General features: G+C 69.2%; 23 protein-coding genes and 1 tRNA gene. 14 read left to right on the forward strand and 10 right to left on the reverse strand.

Features of this window, described 5'->3' with window-relative positions; translation table 11 throughout:
- The first annotated feature begins 42 nt into the window (after positions 1 to 42).
- Positions 43 to 1,008, forward strand: coding sequence for a DUF1254 domain-containing protein (locus tag GGQ61_RS00740; RefSeq protein ID WP_183769463.1), 966 nt, complete (start codon positions 43 to 45; stop codon positions 1,006 to 1,008).
- Here the strand turns inward: GGQ61_RS00740 and GGQ61_RS00745 are convergent.
- Positions 1,005 to 1,586, reverse strand: a complete 582-nt coding sequence (locus GGQ61_RS00745) for a TetR/AcrR family transcriptional regulator (RefSeq protein WP_183769464.1) — start codon at positions 1,584 to 1,586, stop codon at positions 1,005 to 1,007. The two genes, GGQ61_RS00740 and GGQ61_RS00745, sit on opposite strands and share 4 nt — an antisense overlap.
- Before the next feature lie 66 nt (positions 1,587 to 1,652).
- Between GGQ61_RS00745 and GGQ61_RS00750 the strand changes: the two genes are divergently transcribed.
- Complete coding sequence (locus GGQ61_RS00750) at positions 1,653 to 2,927, forward strand: MFS transporter (protein WP_183769465.1); 1,275 nt, start codon at positions 1,653 to 1,655, stop codon at positions 2,925 to 2,927.
- A 78-nt stretch (positions 2,928 to 3,005) separates the two neighbouring features.
- Here GGQ61_RS00750 and GGQ61_RS00755 read toward each other — a convergent pair whose 3' ends face one another.
- Positions 3,006 to 3,815, reverse strand: a complete 810-nt coding sequence (locus tag GGQ61_RS00755) for a peptidylprolyl isomerase (RefSeq protein WP_183769466.1) — start codon at positions 3,813 to 3,815, stop codon at positions 3,006 to 3,008.
- Positions 3,816 to 3,936: 121 nt separating this feature from the next.
- Between GGQ61_RS00755 and GGQ61_RS00760 the strand changes: the two genes are divergently transcribed.
- The 3 genes from GGQ61_RS00760 to GGQ61_RS00770 are packed head-to-tail and all read left to right on the forward strand — an operon-like array spanning position 3,937 to position 5,666.
- Entirely contained in the window at positions 3,937 to 4,263 is a 327-nt protein-coding gene (locus tag GGQ61_RS00760) for a PadR family transcriptional regulator (RefSeq protein WP_183769467.1), read from the forward strand.
- A complete protein-coding gene (locus GGQ61_RS00765; protein ID WP_183769468.1) occupies positions 4,260 to 4,826 on the forward strand; it encodes a DUF1700 domain-containing protein in 567 nt (188 codons plus the stop codon). The genes GGQ61_RS00760 and GGQ61_RS00765 overlap by 4 nt, the downstream gene beginning before the upstream one ends.
- A gap of 15 nt (positions 4,827 to 4,841) precedes the next feature.
- The gene (locus GGQ61_RS00770) at positions 4,842 to 5,666 is read left to right on the forward strand and encodes a GIN domain-containing protein (RefSeq protein WP_183769469.1); all 825 of its coding nucleotides are present in this window, start codon (positions 4,842 to 4,844) and stop codon (positions 5,664 to 5,666) included.
- Here GGQ61_RS00770 and GGQ61_RS00775 read toward each other — a convergent pair.
- Entirely contained in the window at positions 5,663 to 6,310 is a 648-nt protein-coding gene (locus GGQ61_RS00775) for an arylesterase (protein WP_183769470.1), read from the reverse strand. The genes GGQ61_RS00770 and GGQ61_RS00775 overlap by 4 nt on opposite strands.
- 54 nt (positions 6,311 to 6,364) lie before the next feature.
- Between GGQ61_RS00775 and GGQ61_RS00780 the strand changes: the two genes are divergently transcribed.
- The 4 genes from GGQ61_RS00780 to GGQ61_RS00795 all read left to right on the forward strand — a co-directional run bounded on the left by GGQ61_RS00780 (position 6,365) and on the right by GGQ61_RS00795 (position 10,220).
- A complete protein-coding gene (locus tag GGQ61_RS00780; protein ID WP_183769471.1) occupies positions 6,365 to 7,036 on the forward strand; it encodes an ABC transporter ATP-binding protein in 672 nt (223 codons plus the stop codon).
- Positions 7,036 to 9,555 (forward strand): ABC transporter permease, encoded by a 2,520-nt coding sequence (locus GGQ61_RS00785; protein ID WP_183769472.1) that lies wholly within the window; start codon positions 7,036 to 7,038, stop codon positions 9,553 to 9,555. Before GGQ61_RS00780 ends, GGQ61_RS00785 begins: the two co-directional genes overlap by 1 nt.
- 58 nt (positions 9,556 to 9,613) lie before the next feature.
- Positions 9,614 to 9,865 carry a hypothetical protein gene (locus tag GGQ61_RS00790; protein ID WP_183769473.1) on the forward strand — a complete coding sequence of 84 codons (252 nt, stop codon included), beginning with the start codon at positions 9,614 to 9,616 and terminating at the stop codon, positions 9,863 to 9,865.
- Positions 9,866 to 9,959: 94 nt separating this feature from the next.
- Positions 9,960 to 10,220 (forward strand): DUF1272 domain-containing protein, encoded by a 261-nt coding sequence (locus tag GGQ61_RS00795; protein ID WP_183769474.1) that lies wholly within the window; start codon positions 9,960 to 9,962, stop codon positions 10,218 to 10,220.
- Here GGQ61_RS00795 and GGQ61_RS00800 read toward each other — a convergent pair.
- Positions 10,217 to 10,558, reverse strand: coding sequence for a PilZ domain-containing protein (locus GGQ61_RS00800; protein WP_183769475.1), 342 nt, complete (start codon positions 10,556 to 10,558; stop codon positions 10,217 to 10,219). The genes GGQ61_RS00795 and GGQ61_RS00800 overlap by 4 nt on opposite strands.
- Positions 10,559 to 10,742: 184 nt before the next feature.
- Here GGQ61_RS00800 and GGQ61_RS00805 point away from each other — a divergent pair, with 184 nt between their 5' ends.
- The 3 genes from GGQ61_RS00805 (at position 10,743) to GGQ61_RS00815 (ending at position 16,355) form a co-directional block, all read left to right on the forward strand.
- Complete coding sequence (locus GGQ61_RS00805) at positions 10,743 to 11,846, forward strand: HPP family protein (protein ID WP_183769476.1); 1,104 nt, start codon at positions 10,743 to 10,745, stop codon at positions 11,844 to 11,846.
- A 136-nt stretch (positions 11,847 to 11,982) separates the two neighbouring features.
- Positions 11,983 to 14,250, forward strand: coding sequence for an NADP-dependent malic enzyme (locus GGQ61_RS00810; protein WP_183769477.1), 2,268 nt, complete (start codon positions 11,983 to 11,985; stop codon positions 14,248 to 14,250).
- A 116-nt stretch (positions 14,251 to 14,366) separates the two neighbouring features.
- On the forward strand, positions 14,367 to 16,355 hold the full coding sequence (locus GGQ61_RS00815) for a TonB-dependent receptor (protein ID WP_183769478.1): 1,989 nt from the start codon (positions 14,367 to 14,369) through the stop codon (positions 16,353 to 16,355).
- On the opposite strand, the gene GGQ61_RS00820 is transcribed toward GGQ61_RS00815, so the two are convergent.
- Positions 16,352 to 16,657, reverse strand: a complete 306-nt coding sequence (locus tag GGQ61_RS00820) for an MFS transporter (protein ID WP_183769479.1) — start codon at positions 16,655 to 16,657, stop codon at positions 16,352 to 16,354. The genes GGQ61_RS00815 and GGQ61_RS00820 overlap by 4 nt on opposite strands.
- Positions 16,658 to 17,527: 870 nt before the next feature.
- On the opposite strand from GGQ61_RS00820, the gene GGQ61_RS00825 reads away from it, so the two are divergent.
- Complete coding sequence (locus GGQ61_RS00825; protein ID WP_183769480.1) at positions 17,528 to 18,235, forward strand: response regulator; 708 nt, start codon at positions 17,528 to 17,530, stop codon at positions 18,233 to 18,235.
- Between the two features lie 81 nt (positions 18,236 to 18,316).
- Here the strand turns inward: GGQ61_RS00825 and GGQ61_RS00830 are convergent.
- The 5 genes from GGQ61_RS00830 to GGQ61_RS00850 all read right to left on the reverse strand — a co-directional run bounded on the left by GGQ61_RS00830 (position 18,317) and on the right by GGQ61_RS00850 (position 20,777).
- Positions 18,317 to 18,392 (reverse strand) — tRNA-Lys (locus GGQ61_RS00830).
- Positions 18,393 to 18,490: 98 nt separating this feature from the next.
- Positions 18,491 to 18,916, reverse strand: a complete 426-nt coding sequence (locus GGQ61_RS00835; protein WP_183769481.1) for a GIY-YIG nuclease family protein — start codon at positions 18,914 to 18,916, stop codon at positions 18,491 to 18,493.
- A complete protein-coding gene (locus GGQ61_RS00840; protein WP_183769482.1) occupies positions 18,900 to 19,919 on the reverse strand; it encodes a tyrosine-type recombinase/integrase in 1,020 nt (339 codons plus the stop codon). The genes GGQ61_RS00835 and GGQ61_RS00840 overlap by 17 nt, the downstream gene beginning before the upstream one ends.
- A gap of 174 nt (positions 19,920 to 20,093) precedes the next feature.
- Positions 20,094 to 20,438, reverse strand: a complete 345-nt coding sequence (locus tag GGQ61_RS00845; RefSeq protein ID WP_183769483.1) for a DUF4326 domain-containing protein — start codon at positions 20,436 to 20,438, stop codon at positions 20,094 to 20,096.
- An 81-nt stretch (positions 20,439 to 20,519) separates the two neighbouring features.
- Positions 20,520 to 20,777, reverse strand: a complete 258-nt coding sequence (locus GGQ61_RS00850) for a hypothetical protein (protein ID WP_183769484.1) — start codon at positions 20,775 to 20,777, stop codon at positions 20,520 to 20,522.
- 260 nt (positions 20,778 to 21,037) lie between these two features.
- Between GGQ61_RS00850 and GGQ61_RS00855 the strand changes: the two genes are divergently transcribed.
- The gene (locus GGQ61_RS00855; RefSeq protein ID WP_183769485.1) at positions 21,038 to 23,014 is read left to right on the forward strand and encodes a hypothetical protein; all 1,977 of its coding nucleotides are present in this window, start codon (positions 21,038 to 21,040) and stop codon (positions 23,012 to 23,014) included.
- Positions 23,015 to 23,220: the final 206 nt, after the last annotated feature.

A 23,220-nucleotide genomic window follows, 5' to 3' on the forward strand; every position in this document is an offset into this window, starting at 1 on the left:
CAGCCGCCTGGCTGAGCATTGTCTCTCAGCCAGGAGCCCCCCATGCCCGACAGCAACCCGATCCTCGTCACGCCCGACAACTTCGTGCGCGCCGAGAGCGATCTCTATTTCGCGAACATCGTGAAGGCGGAGAACGCCTTCGCCCGCTTTTCTCACAACCGCGAGCCGGCCTCGGTCGAGCACCAGAACGTCATCCGTCTGAACCGCGACACGCTCTATTCCGCGGCGGTCTTCGACCTCGACGCCGGCCCGGTGACGATCACGCTGCCGGACGCCGGGCGACGGTTCATGTCGATGCAGGTGATCAACGAGGATCAGTATACGCCCTCGGTCACCTATGGCGCCGGCGCCCGGACCCTGACGCGTAACGCAGTCGGCACGCGCTACGTCATAGTGGCGATCCGTACTCTGGCCGATCCTGACGATCCGGCCGATCTGGCCGAGGTTGCAGCCCTGCAGGACGCGATCACGGTCGACCAGCCCGGCGGTCCAGGCCGCTTCGAGATTCCGCATTGGGACAAGGAGAGCCAGGACAAGGTGCGCGGGGCGCTGCTGACGCTCGCCTCGACCCTGCGCGACACGAAGGGGATGTTTGGCCCGAAGGAGACGGTCGATCCGGTACGCCGGTTGATCGGCGCGGCCTCGGCCTGGGGCGGCAATCCGGAGAGCGAGGCGCTCTATCTCAATGTCACGCCCGAGAAGAACGACGGAGAGACGATCTACCGGCTGAAGGTCGGCGAGGTGCCGGTCGACGGCTTCTGGTCGATCAGCCTCTACAACGCCGAGGGCTACTTCGCGCCGAACCCCCAGAACGCCTATTCGGTCAACAATCTGACCGCCGAGCGCGATGCGGACGGCGGGGTGACCATCCAATTCGGCGGCTGCGACGGCTCTGTCCCGAATTGCCTGCCGATCATGCCGGGCTGGAACTATCTCGTGCGGCTCTACCGGCCGCGGCCCGAGGTGCTCAGCGGCGCCTGGACCTTCCCGTCGCCGCAGGTCGTCTAGCGGGTATAGGCGTCGATCAGGCGGGCCGCGGCGCGCGGCGCCTCGGCCGTCGGCCGGTCGTCGTCGAATAGCTGGCTGCTCAGATAGGCGCCCTCGAACAGCAGCATCAGGGCGTCGGCCAGGCCTTGCGGATCGTCGGCCCCCATCTCGGCGGCCATGCCGCGCAGCCGTGCGCGGACCTGGGTCTTGAAGTCCTGTGCGGTCAGGCGGGCAGGGTGGCCGGCCTCGGGATACTCCACCGCCGCATTGCTCAGCGGGCAGCCGCGGTACTCGGGCTGTCGGGCTCGCTCGGCCAGACCTTCGAGAAACGCCAGCACCTGGGCGCGCGGGTCGCCAGGATGCGCCTCGACCGCCGTCTCGAAGCGGCCCCAGAAGGTGTCGGCCCCCTCGCGCAGAACGGCGGCGGCCAGCTCGTCCTTGGACTTGTAGGCGCGATAGAGGCTGGGCTTGGTGGCGCCGGCCTTGGCGACGATCTCGTCGACGCCGACCGCGCGGATGCCTTCGCGATAGAACAGCTCGCGGGCGGTCTCGCGGATCTTGTCGGCGGCGCGCAGGGCGGGTTTGTTCGGCTCGGACATGGAAGTTCGCTTGACGATGTAACTGACCGGTACGTATATCCACCATGAAACTTACAGGTCAGTAACATGACGATAGCGCGCGCCCGACCCTTTGGCCAGAACTATGCCTTCGTGGCGGTCGCGGCGGTGTTCATCGCCCTTATGGCGGCGGCTGGTCTGCGCTCGGCGCCCGGCGTGCTGATGTTGCCGCTGGAGCGGGCGTTTCAGTGGGATCGCGGCACGATCTCCATGGCCGCCGCCGTCGGCATCTTCCTCTATGGCCTGACCGGACCGTTCGCCGCTGCGCTGATGCAGTCGTTCGGCGTGCGCCGCACGGTGACCCTGGCCCTGGCGGTGATGGCCGCCTCGACCGCCGCATCGTCGCTGATGACTCAGCCCTGGCACTATGTCGCCACCTGGGGCGTGATCTCCGGCGTCGGCTCCGGCGCGGTGGCGATGGTGCTCGGCGCAACTGTCGTGAACCGCTGGTTTGTCGCGCGGCGCGGCCTGATGATGGGCCTGCTCAGCGCCTCGGCCGCCACCGGCTCGCTGATCTTCCTGCCGGGCATGGCGGCCCTGGCCGAGGCCGGCGGCTGGCGGCCGGTGGTGTTGGCCATCGCCGCGGTCATGGCCGTGCTGGCGCCGGTGGTGTGGTTCCTGCTGCCCGAGGCCCCGGCTGCGATCGGCCAGAGGCCCTACGGCGCCCCGGACAGCTACGTCGCCCCGCAGCCGGCTCCGGCCGGCGGCGCCCTGCGCGGCGCGTTCGGGGCGCTGTTCCGCGCCGCCCGCACCCGGACCTTCTGGCTGCTGTTCGGCGGCTTCTTCGTCTGCGGCCTGACAACGAACGGCCTGATCGGCGTCCACATGATCGCCATGTGCTCGGATCAGGGCCTGCCCGAGACCCGCGCCGCGACCCTGCTGGCGGTGATGGGGATCTTCGACCTGATCGGCACCACGCTTTCAGGCTGGCTCACCGACCGCTACGACCCGCGCAAGCTGCTGTTCGTCTATTACGGCCTGCGCGGCCTCTCCCTGATGGTGCTGCCGTTCACCGACTTCTCGATCGTCGCTCTGGGTATCTTCGCCGTGTTCTACGGCCTCGACTGGATCGCCACCGTGCCGCCGACCGTCCGGCTCGCCACCGAGGCGTTCGGCGAGCATGACGGCCCGATCGTGTTCGGCTGGATCGCCGCCGGCCACCAGGCTGGCGCCGCGACGGCCGCCGTCACCGCTGGCGTGATCCGCGCCGCCCAGGGCCGCTACCTGGAAGCCTTCGTCCTGGCCGGCGTTGCGGCGCTGGTCGCCGCGGCGGCTTCGCTGATGATCCGTCGCCAGGGCGCGGCCGCGCCGGTTCTCGCCTAGCGCGCCTCAGGCAAGGCCAGCAGCTGCTCGGCGGTCAGGCCCAGCGGGCTGGGCGCGGTCTGCGTGCAGGTCATTCGCCTATGGAATAGGCCGCGTCGGGATCTCGATGTCGCAGATCGAGAGGTCCGCGCCCTTGTCGCGGCGGACCTTGTCGACCAGAGCGGCGAAGGCGGCCCCTCGCTCGTCCATGACCTCGATCTTGGGGCGCTCGGCGGCTGGCAGGTCGGCCGCGACCCGCACCTTGCGCATCACGTCGGGGCTGGCTGGCGGCTCGCCCACCGCCACCGCGCGGAGGACATCCAGCCCGATGACCGCGCGGCCCCAGACCGTATAGGCGCGATCCAGCCGCCGGCTCGCCGCGCGCATGAAGAAGATCTCGGAGTTGGCGGTGCCTTCGCCGGCCTGCCGGCCCATGCCGGCGACGCCGGGGCAATAGGCGCCCCAGGCCCGCCGGCCGAGCGCGGCGTCGCGCTGCGCTTCCAGGTCCGAGGCCGCTTCGAACGGCGCGGACCCGATGAAACCTGCCACACTGTCGCTAGCGTTGACGACGACCTTCGCCGGCGCGCCGGACTTTAGCCGGAACGTGAACTCCGGCGGGAGATCGGGGTGCCGCGAGACCCCGCCGTCTTTGTTGTTCGGGTTGCCGGTCTGGTCGACGAAGTGTTCGATCACCCGGTGGAACTGCAGGCCGTCATAGAGGCCCTCGCGGGTCAGCAGCTTGACGCGTTCGACAGCCTTCGGTGCGAAGTCGGGCCGCATCTCGACCACCACAACCCCTTTGCTGCTCTCGATCACCAGCGTGTTCTCGGGATCGAGACGGCGCCAGTCGGCGGCCTGGGCGGGGAGGGCGAACGTCAGGGCCAGGACGGCGGCGATGGTGCGGATCATGGAAGGACTATCGGACAACCTGCCGATAGAGGCCACCGCTCAAGCTTACTAAGATGTAATGCAAGCTACCTTGCACTAGTCACTACCGGGCGATACACGATAGGCGAACTGGAGGTTCGCCGTGCCGGAAACCGTGCAAGTCCAACTGAAGAAGGGGGTGCTCGAGCTTTGCGTGCTCGCCTTGCTCTCTTCCCACGACAGCTACGCCTACGAGATCGCGAGTCGCCTGGCCGAGGGGATCGATATGGGTGAGGGAACAATCTATCCGCTCATGCGGCGGATGCAGAGCGACGGGCTGGTCGAGACCTATCTGGTCGAGAGTTCGGCGGGGCCGCCGCGCAAATACTACAAGCTGACCGAGGCTGGAAAGGCGAGTTTCACCGCGCAAAAGGCGGAATGGGCTGCGTTTTCCCGTGCGGTCGACAACATTCTTGGAGACGCCCAATGAACCGTCAGGCCTTCATCGATCGGCTGCGGTTGGGCCTTTCGGGCCTGCCGCCGGCCGCCATCAAGGACGCCGTGGCCGACTACGAAACCCACTTCGCCGAGGGCGCGGCCGCGGGCCGGACCGAGGAGGAGGTGGCCGAGGCGCTGGGCGATCCGGCCCGCCTGGCCCGTGAGCTGCGCGCCGAGAGCGGCCTCAAGAAGTGGGAGGAGCAGCGCAATCCCACCTCCGCGGCCGGCGCGATCTTCGCCGTCCTCGGCCTCGGCGCCATCGACATCCTGATCCTGCTGCCGATCCTGATGACCGTCGGCGGGGTGCTGTTCGGCCTGATCGTCGCGGCCATCGGCGTGTTCGTCGCCGGCGGCGTGGTGTTCGCGGCCGGTCCGTTCCTCGGCCCGCCCGGCGGCCCGATCGCTGCTCTGCTGGCCGGCATCGGGATGATGGCCCTGGCCGCGTCGGCCGGTGCGATCCTGACCATCGTCGTCATCGGCCTGGTCAACGCCCTGGTCTGGTACGGCCGTCTTCACTACCGGCTGCTGAAGCCGGCCATCGAACCTCAGTCCTGAGCCAGGAGCGCAGACATGATCCGTGTGCTTGTGATGATCGCCGTGGCCGGCTTCCTGGCCGGGGTCGTGGCCCTGGCCGGCGCCGCCGCCCTGGGCGGGCCCGACCTGGCCGCCCGCAACTGGAACTGGGACGTGGACTGGCATGACCGCCACGAGCGCCGTGAATGGCGCGACCGCGACCTGCGCCGCGACCGGCCGCTCGAAAAAGACGCCGGCGAGATCACCCGCGAACTGGCGTGGGACGGCTCGACCAAGGCCGAGTTCGACATCCCCGCCGCCATCGAGTTCACCCAGGCCCCGGGCCCGGGCAAGGTCACGATCTATGGCCCCAAGGACATCGTCGACCGCATCCGCCTGAGTAACGGGCGCTTCAGTCTCGACCAGCCGCTCGCCGACTATGCCCGTCTGCGGGTGGTGATGACCGCTCCGGCCGTCAACCGCTTCCAGATCAGCGGCGACGACCGCCTGGAGATCCGCGGCTACAAGCAAGACCAACTGGAGATCATCGCCAGCGGCTCGTCTGAGGTGGTCGCCAGCGGCCAGGCCCGCGAGGTCGACGTCGAGCTCTCGGGGTCCGGCGAGGCGGATCTCACCGACCTGATCACCGACAACGCCGAGGCCGACATCTCCGGCTCGGCGGAGGTCACCTTGGCGCCGCGGGAAGCCGCCAGCCTGGAAGTCTCCGGCTCGGCCACCGCCCGCCTGCTGACCCGGCCCAAGCGCCTGGAGACCGACGTCGCGGGCGCCGGCTCGGTGATCTTCGACGATGGCGGCAAGTCCGGCGGGGTTGGTGCGCCGACCAAGCCGGCCAAGCCCGCCGCCGGCGCCCAGGCGACCTAGGCGCGACGTCCGGCCAGGGCCTTGAGCAGCACCGGCGCAAGGCCCTGGGCGATCACGACCACGCCCTGGGCGTTCGGGTGAAAGCCGTCGCGCTGGTTCAGGCGCGGCTGCTGCGCGACCCCTGCGAGAAGGTTGGGGTACAGGGCCACGCCCTGGGCCTTGGCGACCGCCGGGAACACCGACTGGAAATCGCGGGCGTAGGCGCGGCCGATCACCGGGGGCGGCGCCAGCCCGGCCAGCACCACCCCGATCTTCCGCGCCTTCAGCCGGGCGACGATCTTGTCGAGATTGGCCTGGGTCCGTTTGGGATCGATCCCCTGCAGCAAGTCGTTACCGCCCAGCGCCACCAGGCAGACGTCGGTGTCGCGCTGAACGCTGAAGTCCACCCGCGCCAGGCCGCCGGCGGTGGTGTCGCCCGACACGCCCGCGCCGCGGATGATCGCGCTCGAACCCAGCTTGCGCATCTGCGCCTGCAACTGCACGGGCAGGGCGGCGTTGGACGGCAGGCCGTAGCCGGCGGTGATCGAGTCGCCCAGTATGGTGATCACCCGGCGCTGCTGGGCCAGCCCTTGGGCCGGCAAGGCGGTCAGGGCGGCGGCGATCAGCAACCGGCGGCTCGGAAATCGGGGGGCTGTCGCATCCATGTCGGTGTCCTATCTAGGCGATAGCCGGTGAAGCTCAATCTCCAGAGGCCGCATTTGTCCGAACCTGTTCCGCCGCTCGCCGTCACGAACGTCTCGCTCACCCTGCCGTCGGCGGCCGGACCGGTCGAAATCCTAAAGAACCTGAGCTTTTCCGTGGCGGCGCGGGAGCGAGTGGCGATCACGGGTCCTTCTGGCTCGGGCAAGTCGAGCCTCATCGCCGTCGCTGCGGGCCTCGAGCAGCCGACCACCGGCCGCGTTGAGCTGCTGGGGCAGGATCTGGGGCGGTTGAGCGAAGATGGCCGGGCCCGCCTACGCCGCGGTAAGGTCTCGCTGGTCTTCCAGTCGTTCCACCTGCTGCCCAATATGACCGCGCTGGAAAACGTCGCCGCCCCATTGGAGATCGCCGGGATCGCCGAGGCAGACGCGATCGCCCGAGGTTGGCTCGATCGGGTCGGGCTCTCGGCCCGGCTGCGCCACTATCCGCACCAGCTGTCGGGCGGGGAGCAGCAGCGCGTTGCTCTGGCCCGCGCGCTGGCCCCGCGACCGGCCCTGCTGTTCGCCGACGAGCCGACCGGCAATCTCGACGCCGCCAACGCCGCCAAGGTCGCCGACCTGCTGTTCGGGTTGGTGGCGGAGGAGGGCGCCGCCATGGTCCTCGTCACCCATGACCCGGCCCTGGCCGAGCGCGCCGACCGCCAGGTGCGTCTCACCGGCGGCCACGCCTGATGCCGCTGGCCTTTCGCTTCGCTGCGCGCGAGCTGCGTTCCGGCGTCAGTGGATTCCGGATTTTCCTGGCCTGTCTGGCGCTCGGCGTCGCGGCCATCGCCGCGGCCGGCTCGACCGCCGAGGCTTTCCGCCAGGGTCTGGCGAGCCAAGCGCGTGAGATCCTCGGCGGCGACATGGCGGTCACCGTCGAGCAGCGCCGCTTCACGCCCATAGAGCGCGCCGCCATCGAGAAGACCGGCAAGGCCTCCTGGGCGGTCGGCAGCCGCGCCATGGCCCAGGCCCCTGACGGCCAGCGCCGTCTCGTCGAGCTGCGCGGGGTCAGCGACGCCTATCCCTTGGCCGGACAGGTCACGCTGGAGGACGGCGGCGATTTCCACCGCGCCATCGCGCCCGTCGCCGACGGAACCGCCGGGGCGGTGGTCGAGCGCGTACTGCTGGAGCGCCTGAACCTGAAGATCGGCGACCGCATCCTGGTCGGTGAACTGCCGGTCGTGGTCCGCGGCGTGCTGGTGCAGGAGCCGGACCGCCTGTCGCGCGGCTTCGCGCTGGGACCGCGGGTGCTGGTCCGTCGCCAGGCGGTCGAGGCGGGGGGATTCCTGGAACCGGGCCTGCCGTTCCTGGAGACCGCGCGGATCGCCCTGCCGGCGGACGTGACGCCGCCGGAGGCGCGCAAGGCTCTGCGCAAGGAGATCACGGATCGCGGCGTGCGCATCCGCGACCGCGACGACGCCGCGCCCGGGATCCGCTGGCTGATCGACCAGCTCGAGTACTTCCTCGGCTTCATCGGCCTGGCCTCGCTGGTGGCTGGCGGGCTCGGCGTGTACGGCGCGGTCACGGCCTTCCTGGAGGAGCGCAAGCCCTCCATCGCCGTCCTTAAGGCGCTTGGCGCCGAGGGGCGGTTCGTGCGCGACCTCTATCTGATTCAAATCGGCGTGCTGGCGCTGCTCGGCGTCGCCATCGGCTTGGCGGTCGGTGCGGCCGCTCCGTTCCTGCTGGCCGGGCTGATCCCAGACGACCTGACCGTGCCGGCGCTGTTCGCGGTCTATCCCGAGCCGCTGCTGCGGGCCGGCGCCTTCGGCCTGCTGTCGGCCGCCGCCTTCGCCCTGGCGCCGCTGGCCCGCGCCCGCGCCACGCCTCCCGCCAGCCTGTTCCGCCGCGACACCCGCGGGCGTCTGGGCTTCAGCGTCGAGACGGTCGGGGCCGCGCTAGCCGCCGTCGCGCTGGGCATGCTCTCGGTCGCGACCGCGCCGACTCCGCTAGCCGCCGGCCTGATGATCGGCGGCGTGGCGGCGTCCTTCTTGTTGCTCTGGGGGCTCGGCCTGCTGGCCGCCCACCTGGCCGGACGCCTGCGCGGCCGCGCGCACGGCGCGGTTCGGATGGGCCTGGCCAATCTCGCCGGTCCCAGATCGGCCGCCCGCACCGCCGCCCCGGCCATCGGTCTGGGCGTCGGGCTGCTGGCGGCGGTGGTGCTGATCCAGTCCAGCCTGCTGCGCCAAGTCGCCGAGGTTGCGCCCAAGACCGCGCCGGCCATCGTCTTCACCGAGATTACCGGCGCGGAAGTCGCACGTTTCGATCAGATCGTGCAAAGCTCGTTCGGCCAAAAGCTGAGTGCCGAGAATTACTTGCGCGCACCGTTTCTCACCGGCCGCATCGTTCGCATCAAGGGTGAGTCGGTCGATCGCAAGGCCATCGCCGAGCGCGAGCGATGGGCCTACGACAACGACATCTCGATCTCTGCCATCGGCCCGCGTCCGGCCGATCCGCAGATCGTCGAAGGCCGCTGGTGGCCGGCGAACTACCAAGGCCCGCCGCTGCTGGCCATGGAGGTCGACGCCGCTCGCGCCGGCGGGCTGAGGGTCGGCGACATGGTCACCCTCTCGGTGCTCGGCCGCGAAATCGAGGCCAGGATCGCGGTGCTGCGCAAGGTCGACGTCGGCGGCTTCGGGGCCAGCTTCCCGCTGATCCTGACGCCCTCGACCCTCGAAGGCGCCGAACTGCGCCACGTCGCCATCGCCAAGGCCAGCAAGGAACAGGAGGCTCGCGTCACCCGCGCACTGGGCGCCGAGTTCCCTGAGGTGAACGTCATCTCGGTCCGCGAACAGCTCGAGGCGGCGACCGAACTCTTCGATCGGCTGGTGCTGGCGATCCGCAGCGCCGCGGCCGTCGCGGCCCTGGCCGGCCTATTGGTGCTGACCGGGGCCATCGCCGCCCGCGCCCAGGCCCGCACGCGCGAGGCCTCGATTCTCAAGGTGCTGGGTGCAACCCGGCTGCAGGTGCTCGGCGCCTATGTGCTGGAATATGGCGCCGTCGGGCTGATCGCCGGCGTGACGGGCGTCGGCCTGGGCGCGCTCGCCGCCTGGCCGGTGGTGACGCAGGTGTTCAAGGCCGATTGGGCCGTGGACTGGTCCGGCGTCGCGGCCCTGGTGCTCGGCGCGGCGCTGCTGGCTGCGCTCGGTGGGCTGCTGGCCTCGCTTCATGCCTTGGCTAAGCGGCCGGCGGCGGCTTTGCGCGCGGAATGAAAACAGAGTGAACCGGCTTTAAGGATCTGGTCACCGACGCAGCGCCTACTTCGTCTTCATGAGGTCTGCCCGTTCCACCGCTGCTTTCGATCACGGCGCTGCGCTTCGCGTGCCGCCGGCCAACGACACCCGTAGCTGGCACAAACTCTGGGCCTGGCTGGGCGACGACGCCCAGGCCATGACCGAGGCCGGCGCTGTTCAAGTCTGCACGCCGCAAGGCTGGGCGATCGCCCAGGCCGGCGACTGGATCGTGCTCTCGGTCAGTGGCGATTTCCACGTGGCGCACAGCGGCCGCGTCTGGGACGCCTGACCGTAGCCGCCGATGGCGGATTCCGAGGGATCTAAGTCGTTTAGCCGCCCCGCTGCGCGGGGCTATGCTTCCGGCCTCGAACCCGGAGCGCCCGATGCTGCTGCTCAAACCGAACTGCGAATGCTGTGACCGCGACCTGCCGCCTGAGTCGGCCGAGGCGCGGATATGCTCGTTCGAATGCACCTTCTGTGCGGCCTGCGCCGATGGCGTGCTCGGCGGCGCCTGTCCCAATTGCGGCGGCAGCTTCGCGGCGCGCCCGATCCGTCCGGCCGCGGCCTTGGCCCGTTTCCCGGCGTCGGGCGAGCGCGTGCTGGGCTCGGCGGCGGCCTGCGTCGCCAGGCGAAGCGCGGTCTAGGCCGCGCGCAGCGCCTCCCAGGCCTTCTGGACGCCGATAAGGCGTTCTTCGGTGTTGGTCTCGATATGGGTCTGGGCGTCAAAAGACACGCCGGTCATGTCGCCCCGCCGCCAGCGCACGCGTACGTCGTAGACGACGCCGCCCAGCAGCTGCAGCACCACAAACCGCGAGGGCAGGGGATAGATCGCCGAGATCTGCAGCCGCGCGCCGCCCTTGCTCAGGTCGACGATCGTGCAGTCGGCCCAGTGGGCCATCTCCTTGCCATAGAACACGCGTGCGCGAAGGCTCGTCGGCTCGCGGGGGTGCTCTCGGCGGTCGGTGTAGTCGGGGGCGCTCACGATGGCATCCTGTCAGGCAAACGCTTTCAGCCGGCTTAACTGCCACGCTTGAGCTTCGCGGGAAGCCAAAGCCGAAACCATTGCGATTCCAAAGGTGACGCTTCGTCGCGCCGTCTGAAAAACTTGGGCCGTGGATAGAGATTCCGGGGCGCGCGGCGCCGAACTTCTGTGCATAAGCGCCCGCATGTTGAGCAGGCTCATCACAGCGCTGGGCGGCCGCGCGTCGGTCCGGTTCGACGACGTGCTGCGCGCCGGCGTCGGCAGCGTGCTCGGCGTGGCGCTGGCCGGGGTGGCTGCGCGAATGATCTCCGGCGGCGACTTGGCCCTCGGTCCGCTCCTGGTCGGGCCGATCGGGGCCTCTGCCGTGCTGCTGTTCGCGGTGCCGGCCAGTCCGCTGGCCCAGCCGCGATCCGTGCTCGGCGGCAACATCCTCTCGGCCCTGGTGGGCGTGGCCTGCGCCATGTTCGTGCCGGAGCCGGCCGTGGCCGCGGCAGTGGCGGTAGCGCTCGCCGTCGTGCTGATGATGCTGACCGGATGTCTGCATCCCCCGGGCGGGGCGATGGCCCTGACCGCGGTGATCGGCGGATCGGCCGTGACCGATCTCGGCTTCGGTTTCGCCCTTGTTCCCGTCGGGCTCTGCTCGCTGCTGCTGGTGCTGGCCGCCATCGGGCTCAACCGGCTGATGGGCAGGTCCTATCCGCACCGCGTCCCGGCCGCGGCCAGCCCGCACGCCACCAGCGATCCGGCCCCGCAGAGCCGGGTCGGCTACACCGCCGCCGACCTCGACGAGGCCCTGGTCCAGTATGGCGAACTGCTGGACGTCAGTCGCGAGGACCTCGACGCCCTGTTCCGGCAGGTCGAACTGGCCGCCCACAAGCGCCTGCACTCGGCGATCCTCTGCGGGGCGATCATGTCGCGAGACGTGCTCTCGGTCGACGCCGAGCAGAGCGCCGAGAGCGCCCTGGCCTTCCTGCAGTCCCACGAGCTGCGCACCGCCCCGGTGGTGGACGCGCAGGGCAGGGTGGTCGGCATGGTCCGCCGCGCCGAGTTGCAGGCCGCCGGTCAGCGGGCGGTGGAGACCGTCGTCGATCCCTTCGTGCACAAGGTCCGTGAGGCCACACCCATCGAGGCGCTGCTGCCGCTGCTGTCCAGCGGCGCGGCCCACGAGGCCCTGGTCGTCGACGAGAACCGAGTGCTGATCGGCATCATCACCCAGACCGATCTGCTAGCCGTGCTGTACCGCGCCCACATCGTCGAGGCTGTCGTCGCCGAACGCGCCGCCGCCTGATGGACGATAACTCGCCAGCGGGACTAGGATTTCCGCCGGTGTGGACTAGAAACCATCCTCCACCCCGTCGTATCGATAGCCCTCGCGGGACCAGGCCCCCGCGCGTGGGTAGCTCTGCATTTGGAAGGAACCGGCTTTGGATGACGCTCTGCGGCGCGCTGCGCTCGCCTATCACGAGTTTGGACGGCCGGGGAAACTGAGCGTCGAACCCACCAAGCCGATGGCCACCCAGCGCGACCTGGCCCTGGCCTATTCCCCCGGGGTGGCGGCGGCCTGCGAAGCGATCGTCGAGGACGCGGCCTGGGCCGAGCGCGTCACCGCCCGCGGCAACCTGGTGGCGGTGATCACCGACGGCACCGCGGTCCTGGGCCTGGGCAACATCGGTCCGCTGGCCTCCAAGCCCGTGATGGAAGGCAAGGCCGTCCTCTTCAAGAAGTTCGCCGGCATCGACGTCTTCGACCTTGAGGTCTCCTCGGCCAATCCCGACCACTTCGTCGAGGTGGTCGCCGCGCTCGAGCCGACGTTCGGCGGCATCAATCTTGAGGACATCAAGGCCCCGGAGTGCTTCTACATCGAGCGCGCCCTGCGCCAGCGGATGAACATCCCGGTCTTCCATGACGACCAGCACGGCACCGCCATCGTCTGCGCCGCGGCCGTCCGCAACGCGCTGACCATCCAGGGCAAGCAGCTTTCCGAGGTGAAGCTGGTCACGTCGGGCGCCGGGGCCGCGGCCCTGGCCTGCGTCGACCTGCTGGTCAGCATGGGGCTGCCGGCCGACAACGTCACCCTGACCGACATCAACGGCGTCGTGCGCAAGGACCGCGGCGACCTGACGCCGGAGCTCGCCCGTTACGCGCGCGACACGAACGCCCAGACCCTTCCGGACGTGCTCGTCGGCGCCGACATCTTCCTCGGCCTCTCGGCCCCGCGGGTGCTGAAGCAGGAGTGGCTGCCGCTGCTGGCCAAGAGCCCGCTGATCATGGCCCTGGCCAATCCGGAGCCGGAGATCCTGCCCGAGCTCGTGGTCGCGAGCCGCCCGGACGCCATCGTCGCCACCGGCCGCTCAGACTATCCGAACCAGGTCAATAACGTCCTCTGTTTCCCGTTCATCTTCCGCGGCGCGCTCGACGTCGGCGCGACCGAGATCAACGAGGCGATGAAGAAGGCCGCCGCCGAGGCGATCGCCGAGCTGGCGCGCGCCGAGGTCAGCGACGTCGTCGCCAGCGCCTATGCCGGCCAGGTTCCGTTGTTCGGCCGCGACTACGTGATCCCCAAGCCGTTCGACCCGCGGCTGATCCTCGAGATCGCGCCCGCCGTCGCAAAGGCGGCCATGGACTCCGGCGTCGCCCGCCGCCCTATCGCCGACTTCGAGGCCTATCGCCGCGAGCTGGAAGGCTATGTCTACCGCTCGGGCCAGCTGATGCGCCCGGTGTTCGCCCAGGCCCGCGACTGCAAGCGCCGCATCGCCTATGCCGAGGGCGAGGACGAGCGGGTCCTGCGCGGCGTTCAGACCGTGGTGGACGAGCAACTCGCCCGCCCTGTGCTGATCGGCAACCGCGAGATTATCGAGGCCAAGGTCCGGGAGCTCGGCCTGCGCCTGACCCCGAACCGCGATATCGAGATCTTCGACCCCGGCGCCGACCCGGCGGTGGACGAGATTTCGTCCGAGTACCGCGCGGTCGTCGAGCGGCGCGGGGTTCCGCCGGCCGCGGCCAACCGCCGGGTCGTCACCCGGCCGACCGTGACCGCCGCCATGCTGCTTCGTCGCGGCATGGTCGACGGCGCCTTGGTCGGCGGCGGCGGCGACTGGTGGCGGCACTTCACATACGCCACCCCGGTGATCCCGGCGCGGCCGGGCGTCTCGCGGATTTCGGCCTTGTCGGGCGTGATCATGCCCAAGGGCGCGCTGTTCTTCTGCGACACCCACGTCAACGTCGACCCGACCGCCGAGCAGATCGCCGAGTCGACGATCCTCGCCGCCGAGGCGGTGCGCGGCTTCGGCATAGCCCCGAAAGTGGCGCTGCTGTCACACTCCAGCTTCGGCTCGTCGAACTCGCCCTCGGCCCGCAAGATGCGCCAGGCGCTCGCCCTGGTGCGACAACTGGATCCGGCGCTCGAGGTCGACGGCGAGATGCACGGCGACGCAGCGCTCAATGAGCAAGTCCGCACCCGCTACATCTCAGGCGGAGCCTTCGCCGGGGACGCCAACCTGCTGATCGCCCCGTCGCTAGACGCCGCCAACATCGCCCTGACTCTTGTCAGCGCGGTGACCGAGGGCATCGAGGTCGGGCCGCTGTTGCTCGGCCTCTCAAAGCCCCTGCACGTCCTCAGCCCCACGGCGACGGCCCGCGGCATCGTCAACATGACCGCCCTGGTCGCCAGTCAGGCCGCCGCCAAGGTCTAGGAATAAAGGGGGCGCGCCGCCGGTGCGTCTCCCGTCTCCGTGTTGCGGTTTAGCTCTACCCTGACGTCGCGAACCCTGCGCTAGTCCCGTCCGGTGTTCATTCGGGAGTCGCGTACTTGCCTCTAGACCTTCCTCCGCTCGTCGACACGGTCGTGGTCGAGGCCGCCCGGTTGCCGCCGTCGCCGACCGACAGGGCGTTCTCGATCGTGACCATCGACGGCGAGGCCATCGCGACGGCGCCGCGCCTCGATGAGGCCCTGACCGCCACGCCGGGCGTCCAGCTCTTCCGGCGCACCTCTAGCCAGGCCTCCAACCCGACCACTCAGGGGATCAGCGTCCGCTCGATCGCGGGCTCCGGCGCCAGCCGCGCGCTCGTCCTGCTGGATGGGGTGCCGCAGAACGATCCGTTCGGCGGCTGGGTGCTGTGGACCGGATTGCCGACCATCGGGGTCGAACAGGCGCAGGTCGTGCGCGGCGCGGGCACGGGGCCCTACGGCGCCGGCGCGCTGACCGGGACGATCCAGCTTGCGGAACGCACCCGCGTGCCGAGCGGCGGCGAGTACGAAGTCTACGGCGGCGAGCGCGGCCTGGCCGGGGGCGCGGCCGCCGGCGCGGTCGGCGACCTGTTCATGGCCGTGTCGGGGGAGCGCAGCGACGGCTGGATTCCGCTCGGCGCGGGGCGCGGAGCGGCAGACACCGAGCTCTACTACCGGGGCCTCGGGGGCGCGCTGCGCTGGACGCCGCAACTGGGCGACCAGCAGCTGGCCGTGCGCCTCTCGGGCTATCAGGAGAAGCGCGGCGCGGGCCTGGTCGGGGCTGACTCACGCGCTACCGGCGCGACGCTCTCGGCGACCCTTGTCGACCAACCGGAAGGCGAGGGGACCGGCTGGCGCCTTCAGGGCTGGGTCAAGCGCTCGGACTTCGAGAACCGCTCTGCCGCCGTCGCCGCAGGCCGCAACTCGACCACGCCGGCCAGCGAGCAATATTCCACCCCGGCCATGGGCTACGGCTTCAACGCAGCCCTGCGCCGTGACGCCGCCGACGGCGGCTGGGAGGTCGGCGCCGACGCCCGCATCTTCGACGGCGAGACGCGCGAGAAGTTCCGCTACATGGCCGGCGCCTTTACCCGCGACCGCGTCGCCGGCGGAACCCAATCGGTGCTCGGCGCCTATGGCGAGGCCTATCGCAACCTCGGCGACTGGCTGCTGACCGGGGGCGTGCGGATCGACCGCTGGGCGACCTATGACGGCCACCGCACCGAGCGTGACGCGTCCACCGGCGTGGTGACTCTCGACAACCGCCCCAGCGACCGCGACGGATGGCTGCCGACCGGGCGGGTCGGAGCGCGCTACAGCGTTTCGGACGATCTCTATCTGCGGGGCGCGGCCTATGCCGCCTTCCGACCCGCCACGCTCAACGAGCTCTACCGGCCGTTTCGGGTCGGCAATGACGTGACCGAGGCCAATGCCGGCCTGGAGCCGGAAAAGCTCTATGGGATCGAGTTCGGCGTGGGGGGCGACGGCGACCTGCGCTGGGATGTCACCGTGTTCGCCAACCGGCTGGAAGGCGCAGTGACCAACGTCACCATTGGCTTCGGGCCCGGGACCTTCCCCATCGCGGGCCTGATCCCGGCCGGCGGCGTGCTGCGCCAGCGCCAGAACGCCGGCGAGGTGGAGGCCTATGGCGTCGAGGCCGAGGTCGAGCGCCGCTGGGAGAGCGTCACACTTCGCCTGGCCGGCGCCTACACGCAGGCCGAGGTCGACGGCGGCTCGGCCGCGCCGCAGCTCACCGGCCTGCGTCCGGCTCAGACCCCGCGCCTGACGGCGGCGGGCGAGGCGACCTGGCGTCCGCTCGACGTCCTCAGCCTGCGCGCCGGCGTCCGCTACGAGGGAGACCGCTACGACGACGATCTCAACACCCGCGAGTTGTCGGCGGCGACCGAGGTCGACCTGCGCGCCGACTGGTCGGTATCGCGCGCCGTGACGCTATACGCCGCGGCCGAAAACCTGTTCGATGCGGAGATCGAAACCGCCCAGACCGGCGACGGCCTGGAAAGCTACGACCAGCCCCAGACCTTCCGCGTCGGGCTGATCCTGCGGCGCTAGGCGGTCTCGCCCCAGTCCCGGCTGATGGCCAGCGCCGCCAGGGTGCAGATCGCCCCTGACGGCAGGTAGGCCCCGACCGACCACAGACCGAAACGCGTAGCAAGCAACAGCGCGACGAGCGGCGCGAAGCCGGCGCCGATCAGCCAGGCGCAGTTGGCGACGATCGCCGCGCCGGTATAGCGGTGGTCGGGCGGGAACTTGCTGTTGACGATGCCCGACGACTGGCCGAACGCCAGCCCCAGCAACACGAAGCCGACCAGCATGTAGAACACCTCGCCGACCGGCCCAGCGTTGGGGGGCAAAGCCGCGATAGGCCCCGATCAGCACTGCCGAGACGCCCAGCAGCGCCCGGCCGACGCGGTCGGCGATCACGCCGGACGCGACCACCGCGCCGACGCAGACGATCGCCCCCACGCCCTCGATGATCAGGAAACGGATCGGCGGCTCGTCGGCGAACAAGGTGACGTACGAGAGGGGAAAGACGGTCACCAGGTGGAACGCGGAGCGGACTGGTGGATGATGACGCTGCTACGCACGTCGGCCGGGGCCATACTGATCAATCGCGGCTTCGTGCCGGCGCAGTATCGCGATCCGGCGTCTCGGCCGCGCCTATGGGAACCGTCGAGGTCGTCGGTCTCCTGCGCGCCAGTGAGGCGGGCGGGAGCTTCCTGCGCCGCAACGAGCCGGCGTCGGATCGCTGGTATTCCGCCACCCTGGCGGGTGCGGCCATCGTGTGGCGCTCCGGGCCGCGTCTCGGGTCCGCCGCCGTGGCGGTCAGTGAGCCGTCGGCGAGGGGGCGTCAGGACCCTGGTTGAGGACCGCTGCGGTGTGTTCGGCGTCTTCGCGTGACAGGCCGCACTGTCTGACCTTCGCGATGACGAGCGTCTCGCCGGTTGCGAGGTCGCGGACGCTGAACCCGGCAGGGTCGGGCCTGATGTCGAATCGCGTGGACAAGGGCGCGCGAAGCATGTGGCTCACCGGTCTGAAAGCGCGCGATCCCAGCACATGCGCGGGGCCGGCGACATCAGGTGATCCCCTGGGAACCGCTGCTTGCCGGCGCGCCTACGCCATTGTGATCGCCCCTGCCGCGCTTGTGAGGCCGCGGGCTCCTTGTCCTGCGGCATATGCGAGCCAGTGGACAAGTATTGGCGGGGGCTGAGACGGAGTCGACGATGACGAACATGTCCCTGGTCCGTGCGAGCGCCTATCGGGATCTTTGCCGAGCCTATGACGGCCTCCTGCTGCCGGACGCTCCCGAAGCCTCCGAGCGGGTTCAGCGCGAACTTGCCGGCTATGCGCGGCTTCTTGACCTGGACATCAGCGAGGCCGATGCAGCCGAAATCTGGCGCCGGGTACGGCCGTTGATCGCCAGAGAGTTCGGCTCCGTGGGCGAGGAGATGGCTTCGACCGCGCCGGACTGGACCCCGAAGATCTACCTGCCGGCCGCCGCAGGCGCGGCGGAGAGGTTCTCGGTCGACGCGCCGTCCCTGTCGCTGCTGGTCGTCGAGGACGATCCAGATCTGGGCCCGGCCATCGTCGAAGCCCTGACCCACGCCGGGCACCGGGTCGTCGCGCACGCCGTGTCCGCCGAAGTCGCTCTGGCCCAGGCGGCTTTGCACAAGGTCGACTTGGCGATCGTCGACGTGGAATTGGCTGAAGCCGCCAGCGGCGCCGAACTGGCGAAGGCGCTCTATGAGCGATGGGGCGTGCCGGCGCTGTTTATCTCGGGAAGCCACAACGAACACCTGGTCGCCCAGGACATGGCCGTCGGGTTTCTCGGCAAGCCGTTCAAGGCCGTGGAACTGCTGTCCGCCATCACCCTCGCCACGCCGCTGCTCGATCGGCGGGGGCTGGGGGCCGATGTCGCGCTTCAGCGCTGAACGCTCAGCCTCAGGCCGACCACGCAGACGCTGCGGCGGCCGGTGGACGTCGTCAGCATCGATCTGAGACTTGGAAGGAAGTGGTGGGTGTACAAGGATTCGAACCTTGGACCCGCTGATTAAGAGTCAGCTGCTCTACCAACTGAGCTATACACCCATAACCGTTACGCCATAAGGCTTTGCGGTTGTTCCGATGGTGACCGGTTTTACATCTCTCCGAGAGAGTTTTACCGCCCGCCGTTCGGAGGGCGTTCTCTAAGGGCATTTAGCGAAGCCCGCAAGACCCATTTCGCGCATCATCGCTTTTGTTGGCCGACCCTTCCTCATCGTGGGAAATTTCACCATTGCGTCGAGGCGTTCGATCGCCGCCCGGTCCTTGCGCGCATGCGCCTGAATGTGCCGCCGAAGCCGATCTGAGGGGAGGAACCACTCGCCCCGCACGCGATCCTCGGCGAACTTTGCGTGAAGATCCTCTTCCAGCCTGCCGAAGTCGTCACAGTACTGCAGGCCGAGCACCGTGAGTTCATCGGGACAACCGTTTGCAAGTTCCCGTAGCCGTCGCTCCGGGCGGTCGCACACTCCGATTTTGATGAGCCGCAACTCCTGGGCCTGGACGAAATAGACGACGCGCTCCTTGGACGGCTCGCGCACCACGACCACGCCGTCAATTATCTCCGCCACTCGTCCTCTCCAGTTTCAGCAGCACTGCTTTCACAACAGCGGCGCGGCTCACATATTTCCTCTTCATCGCCTCCACGTCGTCCTCGCTCCAGCCCATCAGGAGGGCCACCTGGGCGCTGTCCAGGCCCGCCGAAAGCAGGCCTGTGGCGGCCGTTCTGCGCAGGTCGTGGAAGGTCCGTTTGACCCCGGCGTCCTTGCAGGTCTTTCCGAACGACGAGCGCAGCCCGTCAGCCGTCCAGGGGCGCTTGCCGCGCTCCGTCGTGAGGATGACGGGGCCGCGCTTCGGGATGCGATCAAGCAGGGCGCGGCACGCCGGCGTGATCGGGATGGTGACGAATTTCCCCCGCTTCGATGTCAGGAAGCCGAAGGCCCCGTCGCTCTCGTGGTTCCAGGCGAGCCGGATCAGGTCGGATTGGCGCAGGCCGGTGAAAGCGGCGAGGTGCACCGCCCACGACAGCTCGGGGCTGGCGATCTTATCGAACGCCGTGAAGTCGTCGGCCGTCCAAATTGCATCGGACTTGTTGGCGCTGTGCAGGCGCTCGATGTCCTCGGCGTGGTTCTCCTTGTTGAACCGGCGCCGCTTCTTGCCCCAGGCGAGCAGGCGTTTGAGCGTCGAGACGGCGTAGTCAGCGGTGCGCGGCTTGTCCGACATGCCGTCGCGCCAGGCGTAGAACTCCTCGGCCACGTCCGGGTCGTCGATCGCCGCCAGCGGCATGTCGCCGAACTCGCGCTCGATCAGGTCTAGGTAAGTCCGGTAGGCGCGCTTGGTGTGCTCGCCCAGCTTCTCGAACTCGGGCGACGCCTTGAACGCGACGATAAGGGCCTTCACGGTCTTGCCGTGGCTCTCTGGGGCCTTTCGCGCCCGGTGGGCGGCGGCGTAGGCTTCGACGTACTCTGGGCTTCCTGGGGCGCCGGGCAGGCGAGGGCCGCCGCGCCACGCGTAGTGGTACGTTCGACCCTTCGAGGTGACGACGTGGACGTGTTTAAGCTGCACGACCGCCACGCGCTTGCCTCCAGCGTTCAAGTTCGCTGGCAGGCTCGACGGGAACCTCGGCGCCCGTCAAGACGCGGAAGGAGCCGTCAGGTCGGATCTCGACGCCGCCGATCTTCTCGCCGACGGCCTTCAAGGCCCTGGCGGCGCGCTCGAGGTCCGCTTGTGAGAACGCTGCGCGCTTAGTCACGTCTCGGCTCCTGGGGGCTGGGCGGGGGCGTTGGCCAGTTCGAGTAGAACGTCGGCGTGGCAGGGCGAGCCGATCTTGCACCAGCACGCTAGGTTCTTGCCGCGCAGGCGCTCCCACACGGTCGGCGGCAGTCGCGCTGCGTCGGTACGAAACGCCTCGACAGCCTGCGCGGCGTCGATGTTGCGAAGAACCTCGACTGCCTTAGCGCCGCCAAAGACGATGATGTCGTCTCCGATGCGGTGAGAGTTTCCCCACTTCGACGTCCGATCCACCTTCACGGTGTTGGGCGGCATCCTCCAGCCCTTCTGGCGGCTGAGCTGCACGCGAACGGGCCTACTCATCCGCCCCTCCAGGTGACAGAGCGCGATAGACCTCGGCGGAGCGGCGCTCGGTGACCGGCCCGAGATCGATCGGAAGCATGCTCAAGGCTCGGCTCCTGGGGGCTGGGCGGGGGCGTCGCAGATGGTTCTGAACTCGACCCGGTCGAGGCCGAGCGCCTTACAGCACTGGCCCTCGCTGAGCGTCCCTTCCTGGTGCAGGCGGACGACGAGACGCAGAGCGCGTTGCTCGACAAGCTCAGGGCGGAAGCGGGCGTACGACCCCGCGTGCCCCCGCTGCCCGTACTTCTGACGACGGGTCGCCCAGGCGCGCGCGCGGACTTCGCTGGCGGCCTCACTCATCCGCCCCTCCAGGTGACAGAGCGCGATAGACCTCGGCGGAGCGGCGGAAGTCGCCCCACGTTAGCGTCCGCTTCTGATCACCCTCACGCCAAGCACATCCGCTTTGGAACACACCGTCGTCAGGCACGCGAGCGCGACACCACCAAGCCCTTCGGCTCCCGCGAGAACCCTTTCGTGGCGCGCGATCAGGCCACGCTCGACGCCCTTCCCAAGGGCTCCTACGCCATCTCGCCGGAAGGCCATTTCGGAGTGATCGACTGATGGGCTTCCGCGTCATCCAGGCCGCTGACGGCTCCAAGCCGGAGGAGAAAAAGGGCGGCTTTCGCATCATCCAGCCGGCGGCGAAGTCGGGGAAGGCGGCGGGGCCGGTGTTCGATCCGGTGAAGGATCTTACGCGGGCGGTTCGTCCGGCGTGGGAAGCGGTGGCCGCAGACGTCGAGCGCGGCGGCGGCCCTGACAGTGCCGCACGCCTACTCGGCCTTGGCGCAGGCTTCCTCCAAGGCATCACCACGAACCAAGTCACCGGCCCGGCCTCACGCGCCCTGGCGACCTACGGCCCGCGGGCCTACGAGCGCCCGGCCGCGCCTTGGGACGAACGTTTCGGCCAGGCGCCGCGCCAGCTTTCCGGCGACGAGGCCGCGCAGGCCATTGAAGGCGACCTGAACAGCGCCCTCATGGGACTGCGCGCCGTGCCCGGTGCAGCCAAACCGCTGCCGGCACGCGTCGCCAAGCCGCTGGAGCCCGACGTTCGCGCTGCTCGGGCCATCGAACGCGCCCAGGCACGCGACCGGCTGGCCGGCGAGGTGTCGCAGGCCGCGCCCGGCGCTATGCCGATCCACCAGGGCGGCGAAAGCCTCACTGAGCTGGCCGACGTGCTCACGAACTCGCCGGGCCCCGGACGCGGCGTCATCCGGCGGGCAGTGCGCGACTATGAGGATGCCGCCGTTAACCGTACCAAAGGGGATATCGCCCGCGACCTTGGCGGGCGCGACGACTATTTCGACACGCTCGATGCTACGATGGCCTCGCGAGCGCTCGCTGCGGAGCCAGCCCGTCAGCGCGCCTTTGCAGCGCCGATCGACCCCGCGGCCTTTGGCGCGGAGATCAGTCCTCTCATGTCGCGCGTTCCCAAAAAGGCCATCGACTATGCCATGGAAATCGCGCGCCGCGACGGCGTGAACCCCAATGATCTCGGCATTGAAATGGTCCGGGTTCCTGGCAAGCCGACGTCGGAGACGGTGACGGAGATGGTCAAGGAGCGGGTGCCGGGGGGAGGCTTCCGCGATGTCCCCAAGCAACGCGAGGTTCGCGTTGAGGCTCCGTTGGAAGACACCGAGTTCATCATCTCACGCCCGACGATGAAGACGCTGCACTACATCAAGAAGGGTATCGACCAGGAACTGGAGGCCTACCGCAATGCGGTGACCGGAAAGCTGGAGGTGGGCAACGGCCTGGGCGCCGCGACAGCCAAATTGCGGAGCGAGTACGGGCAAGCTCTACGCAAAGCGAACCCGGACTATGACGAGTTCATGAAGATTTGGGGCGACGAGAGCGGCCACGTCAACGCCTTGGAGCTTGGACGAGACGCCTTCTCGGCTAAGGGGGACATGTCCTCTGAACTCCTGCGGCGCCGCGTCAATGAGATGAACGATGTCGAGCGCGACATGTTCAGGAAGGGCGTCGGGGAAGCGCTGATCGCGGAGGTGCGGTCCAGTAAGGGTGATGTCGGCGCGCTGCGAAAACTGCTCCGGTCCGAGGAGAATGCCGATCGTCTGGCTCTGGCGTTCCCTGATGATCAAGCCTTCGCGAATTTCATGGAGAGCGCTGCGCGCCGCGTGGCGGAGCGGGACGTCAATAGCCGCATCCTCGGCGGTTCGCCCACTGAAGCGCGTCGGGCGGCTCGCGCCGACCTTGAGGCGGAGGGCTTCGACTACCGTGACGCTGCTGGTGATGTGCTGACCGGCAATGTGGGCGGTGCGGCACGAAAGGCCGCTCAGGCGGCGATCAAGAGCCTACCCCGCAAGAGCCGCAGCGTGATCGGTGATCCTGATGCGAACCTGGCCCTGGCTCGCGCCCTGACGGACGAGGACGAGATGACCCGCGTCCTGAACTCGCTTAACGCCGCTCGCGCCCGGGACGCGCGTTTGCGCGCAGCCGTTGGGCGAGCTGCTCCACTTCTTGTGACTGGAGACGCGGCGCTGCGAGAAGCCCGAACAGCCGGTGAACGGGGTAAATGAGCGCCGCGCCAAATACGAGCGCCGGCGCAATGTCGGGTTCCTTGTAGGCGACCCACATCAGGAACGCGACCATCGCCACATAAAGGACGGCTGACACCCACGAGACAGTGAGCCTCCGCTCGGCGACCTGAAACTCAGCGTCGATGATCTGCTTGTCGGACATCGCCGCGCATCCTCTCACAACCCAGCCGCGCGCGCCACTGGCG

The sequence above is a fragment of the Phenylobacterium haematophilum genome (genome assembly GCF_014196295.1).
GTDB classification, from domain to species: Bacteria; Pseudomonadota; Alphaproteobacteria; order Caulobacterales; family Caulobacteraceae; genus Phenylobacterium; species Phenylobacterium haematophilum.

Excerpts from the sequence above, each read along its gene's own strand:
- GGQ61_RS00740 (WP_183769463.1), top strand. The coding sequence starts at position 43 with ATGCCCGACAGCAACCCGATCCTCGTCACGCCCGACAACTTCGTGCGC.
- GGQ61_RS00745 (WP_183769464.1), bottom strand. The coding sequence starts at position 1,586 with ATGTCCGAGCCGAACAAACCCGCCCTGCGCGCCGCCGACAAGATCCGC.
- GGQ61_RS00750 (WP_183769465.1), top strand. The coding sequence starts at position 1,653 with ATGACGATAGCGCGCGCCCGACCCTTTGGCCAGAACTATGCCTTCGTG.
- GGQ61_RS00755 (WP_183769466.1), bottom strand. The coding sequence starts at position 3,815 with ATGATCCGCACCATCGCCGCCGTCCTGGCCCTGACGTTCGCCCTCCCC.
- GGQ61_RS00765 (WP_183769468.1), top strand. The coding sequence starts at position 4,260 with ATGAACCGTCAGGCCTTCATCGATCGGCTGCGGTTGGGCCTTTCGGGC.
- GGQ61_RS00770 (WP_183769469.1), top strand. The coding sequence starts at position 4,842 with ATGATCCGTGTGCTTGTGATGATCGCCGTGGCCGGCTTCCTGGCCGGG.
- GGQ61_RS00775 (WP_183769470.1), bottom strand. The coding sequence starts at position 6,310 with ATGGATGCGACAGCCCCCCGATTTCCGAGCCGCCGGTTGCTGATCGCC.
- GGQ61_RS00785 (WP_183769472.1), top strand. The coding sequence starts at position 7,036 with ATGCCGCTGGCCTTTCGCTTCGCTGCGCGCGAGCTGCGTTCCGGCGTC.
- GGQ61_RS00790 (WP_183769473.1), top strand. The coding sequence starts at position 9,614 with ATGAGGTCTGCCCGTTCCACCGCTGCTTTCGATCACGGCGCTGCGCTT.
- GGQ61_RS00795 (WP_183769474.1), top strand. The coding sequence starts at position 9,960 with ATGCTGCTGCTCAAACCGAACTGCGAATGCTGTGACCGCGACCTGCCG.
- GGQ61_RS00805 (WP_183769476.1), top strand. The coding sequence starts at position 10,743 with ATGTTGAGCAGGCTCATCACAGCGCTGGGCGGCCGCGCGTCGGTCCGG.
- GGQ61_RS00825 (WP_183769480.1), top strand. The coding sequence starts at position 17,528 with ATGACGAACATGTCCCTGGTCCGTGCGAGCGCCTATCGGGATCTTTGC.
- GGQ61_RS00845 (WP_183769483.1), bottom strand. The coding sequence starts at position 20,438 with ATGAGTAGGCCCGTTCGCGTGCAGCTCAGCCGCCAGAAGGGCTGGAGG.
- GGQ61_RS00850 (WP_183769484.1), bottom strand. The coding sequence starts at position 20,777 with ATGAGTGAGGCCGCCAGCGAAGTCCGCGCGCGCGCCTGGGCGACCCGT.
- GGQ61_RS00855 (WP_183769485.1), top strand. The coding sequence starts at position 21,038 with ATGGGCTTCCGCGTCATCCAGGCCGCTGACGGCTCCAAGCCGGAGGAG.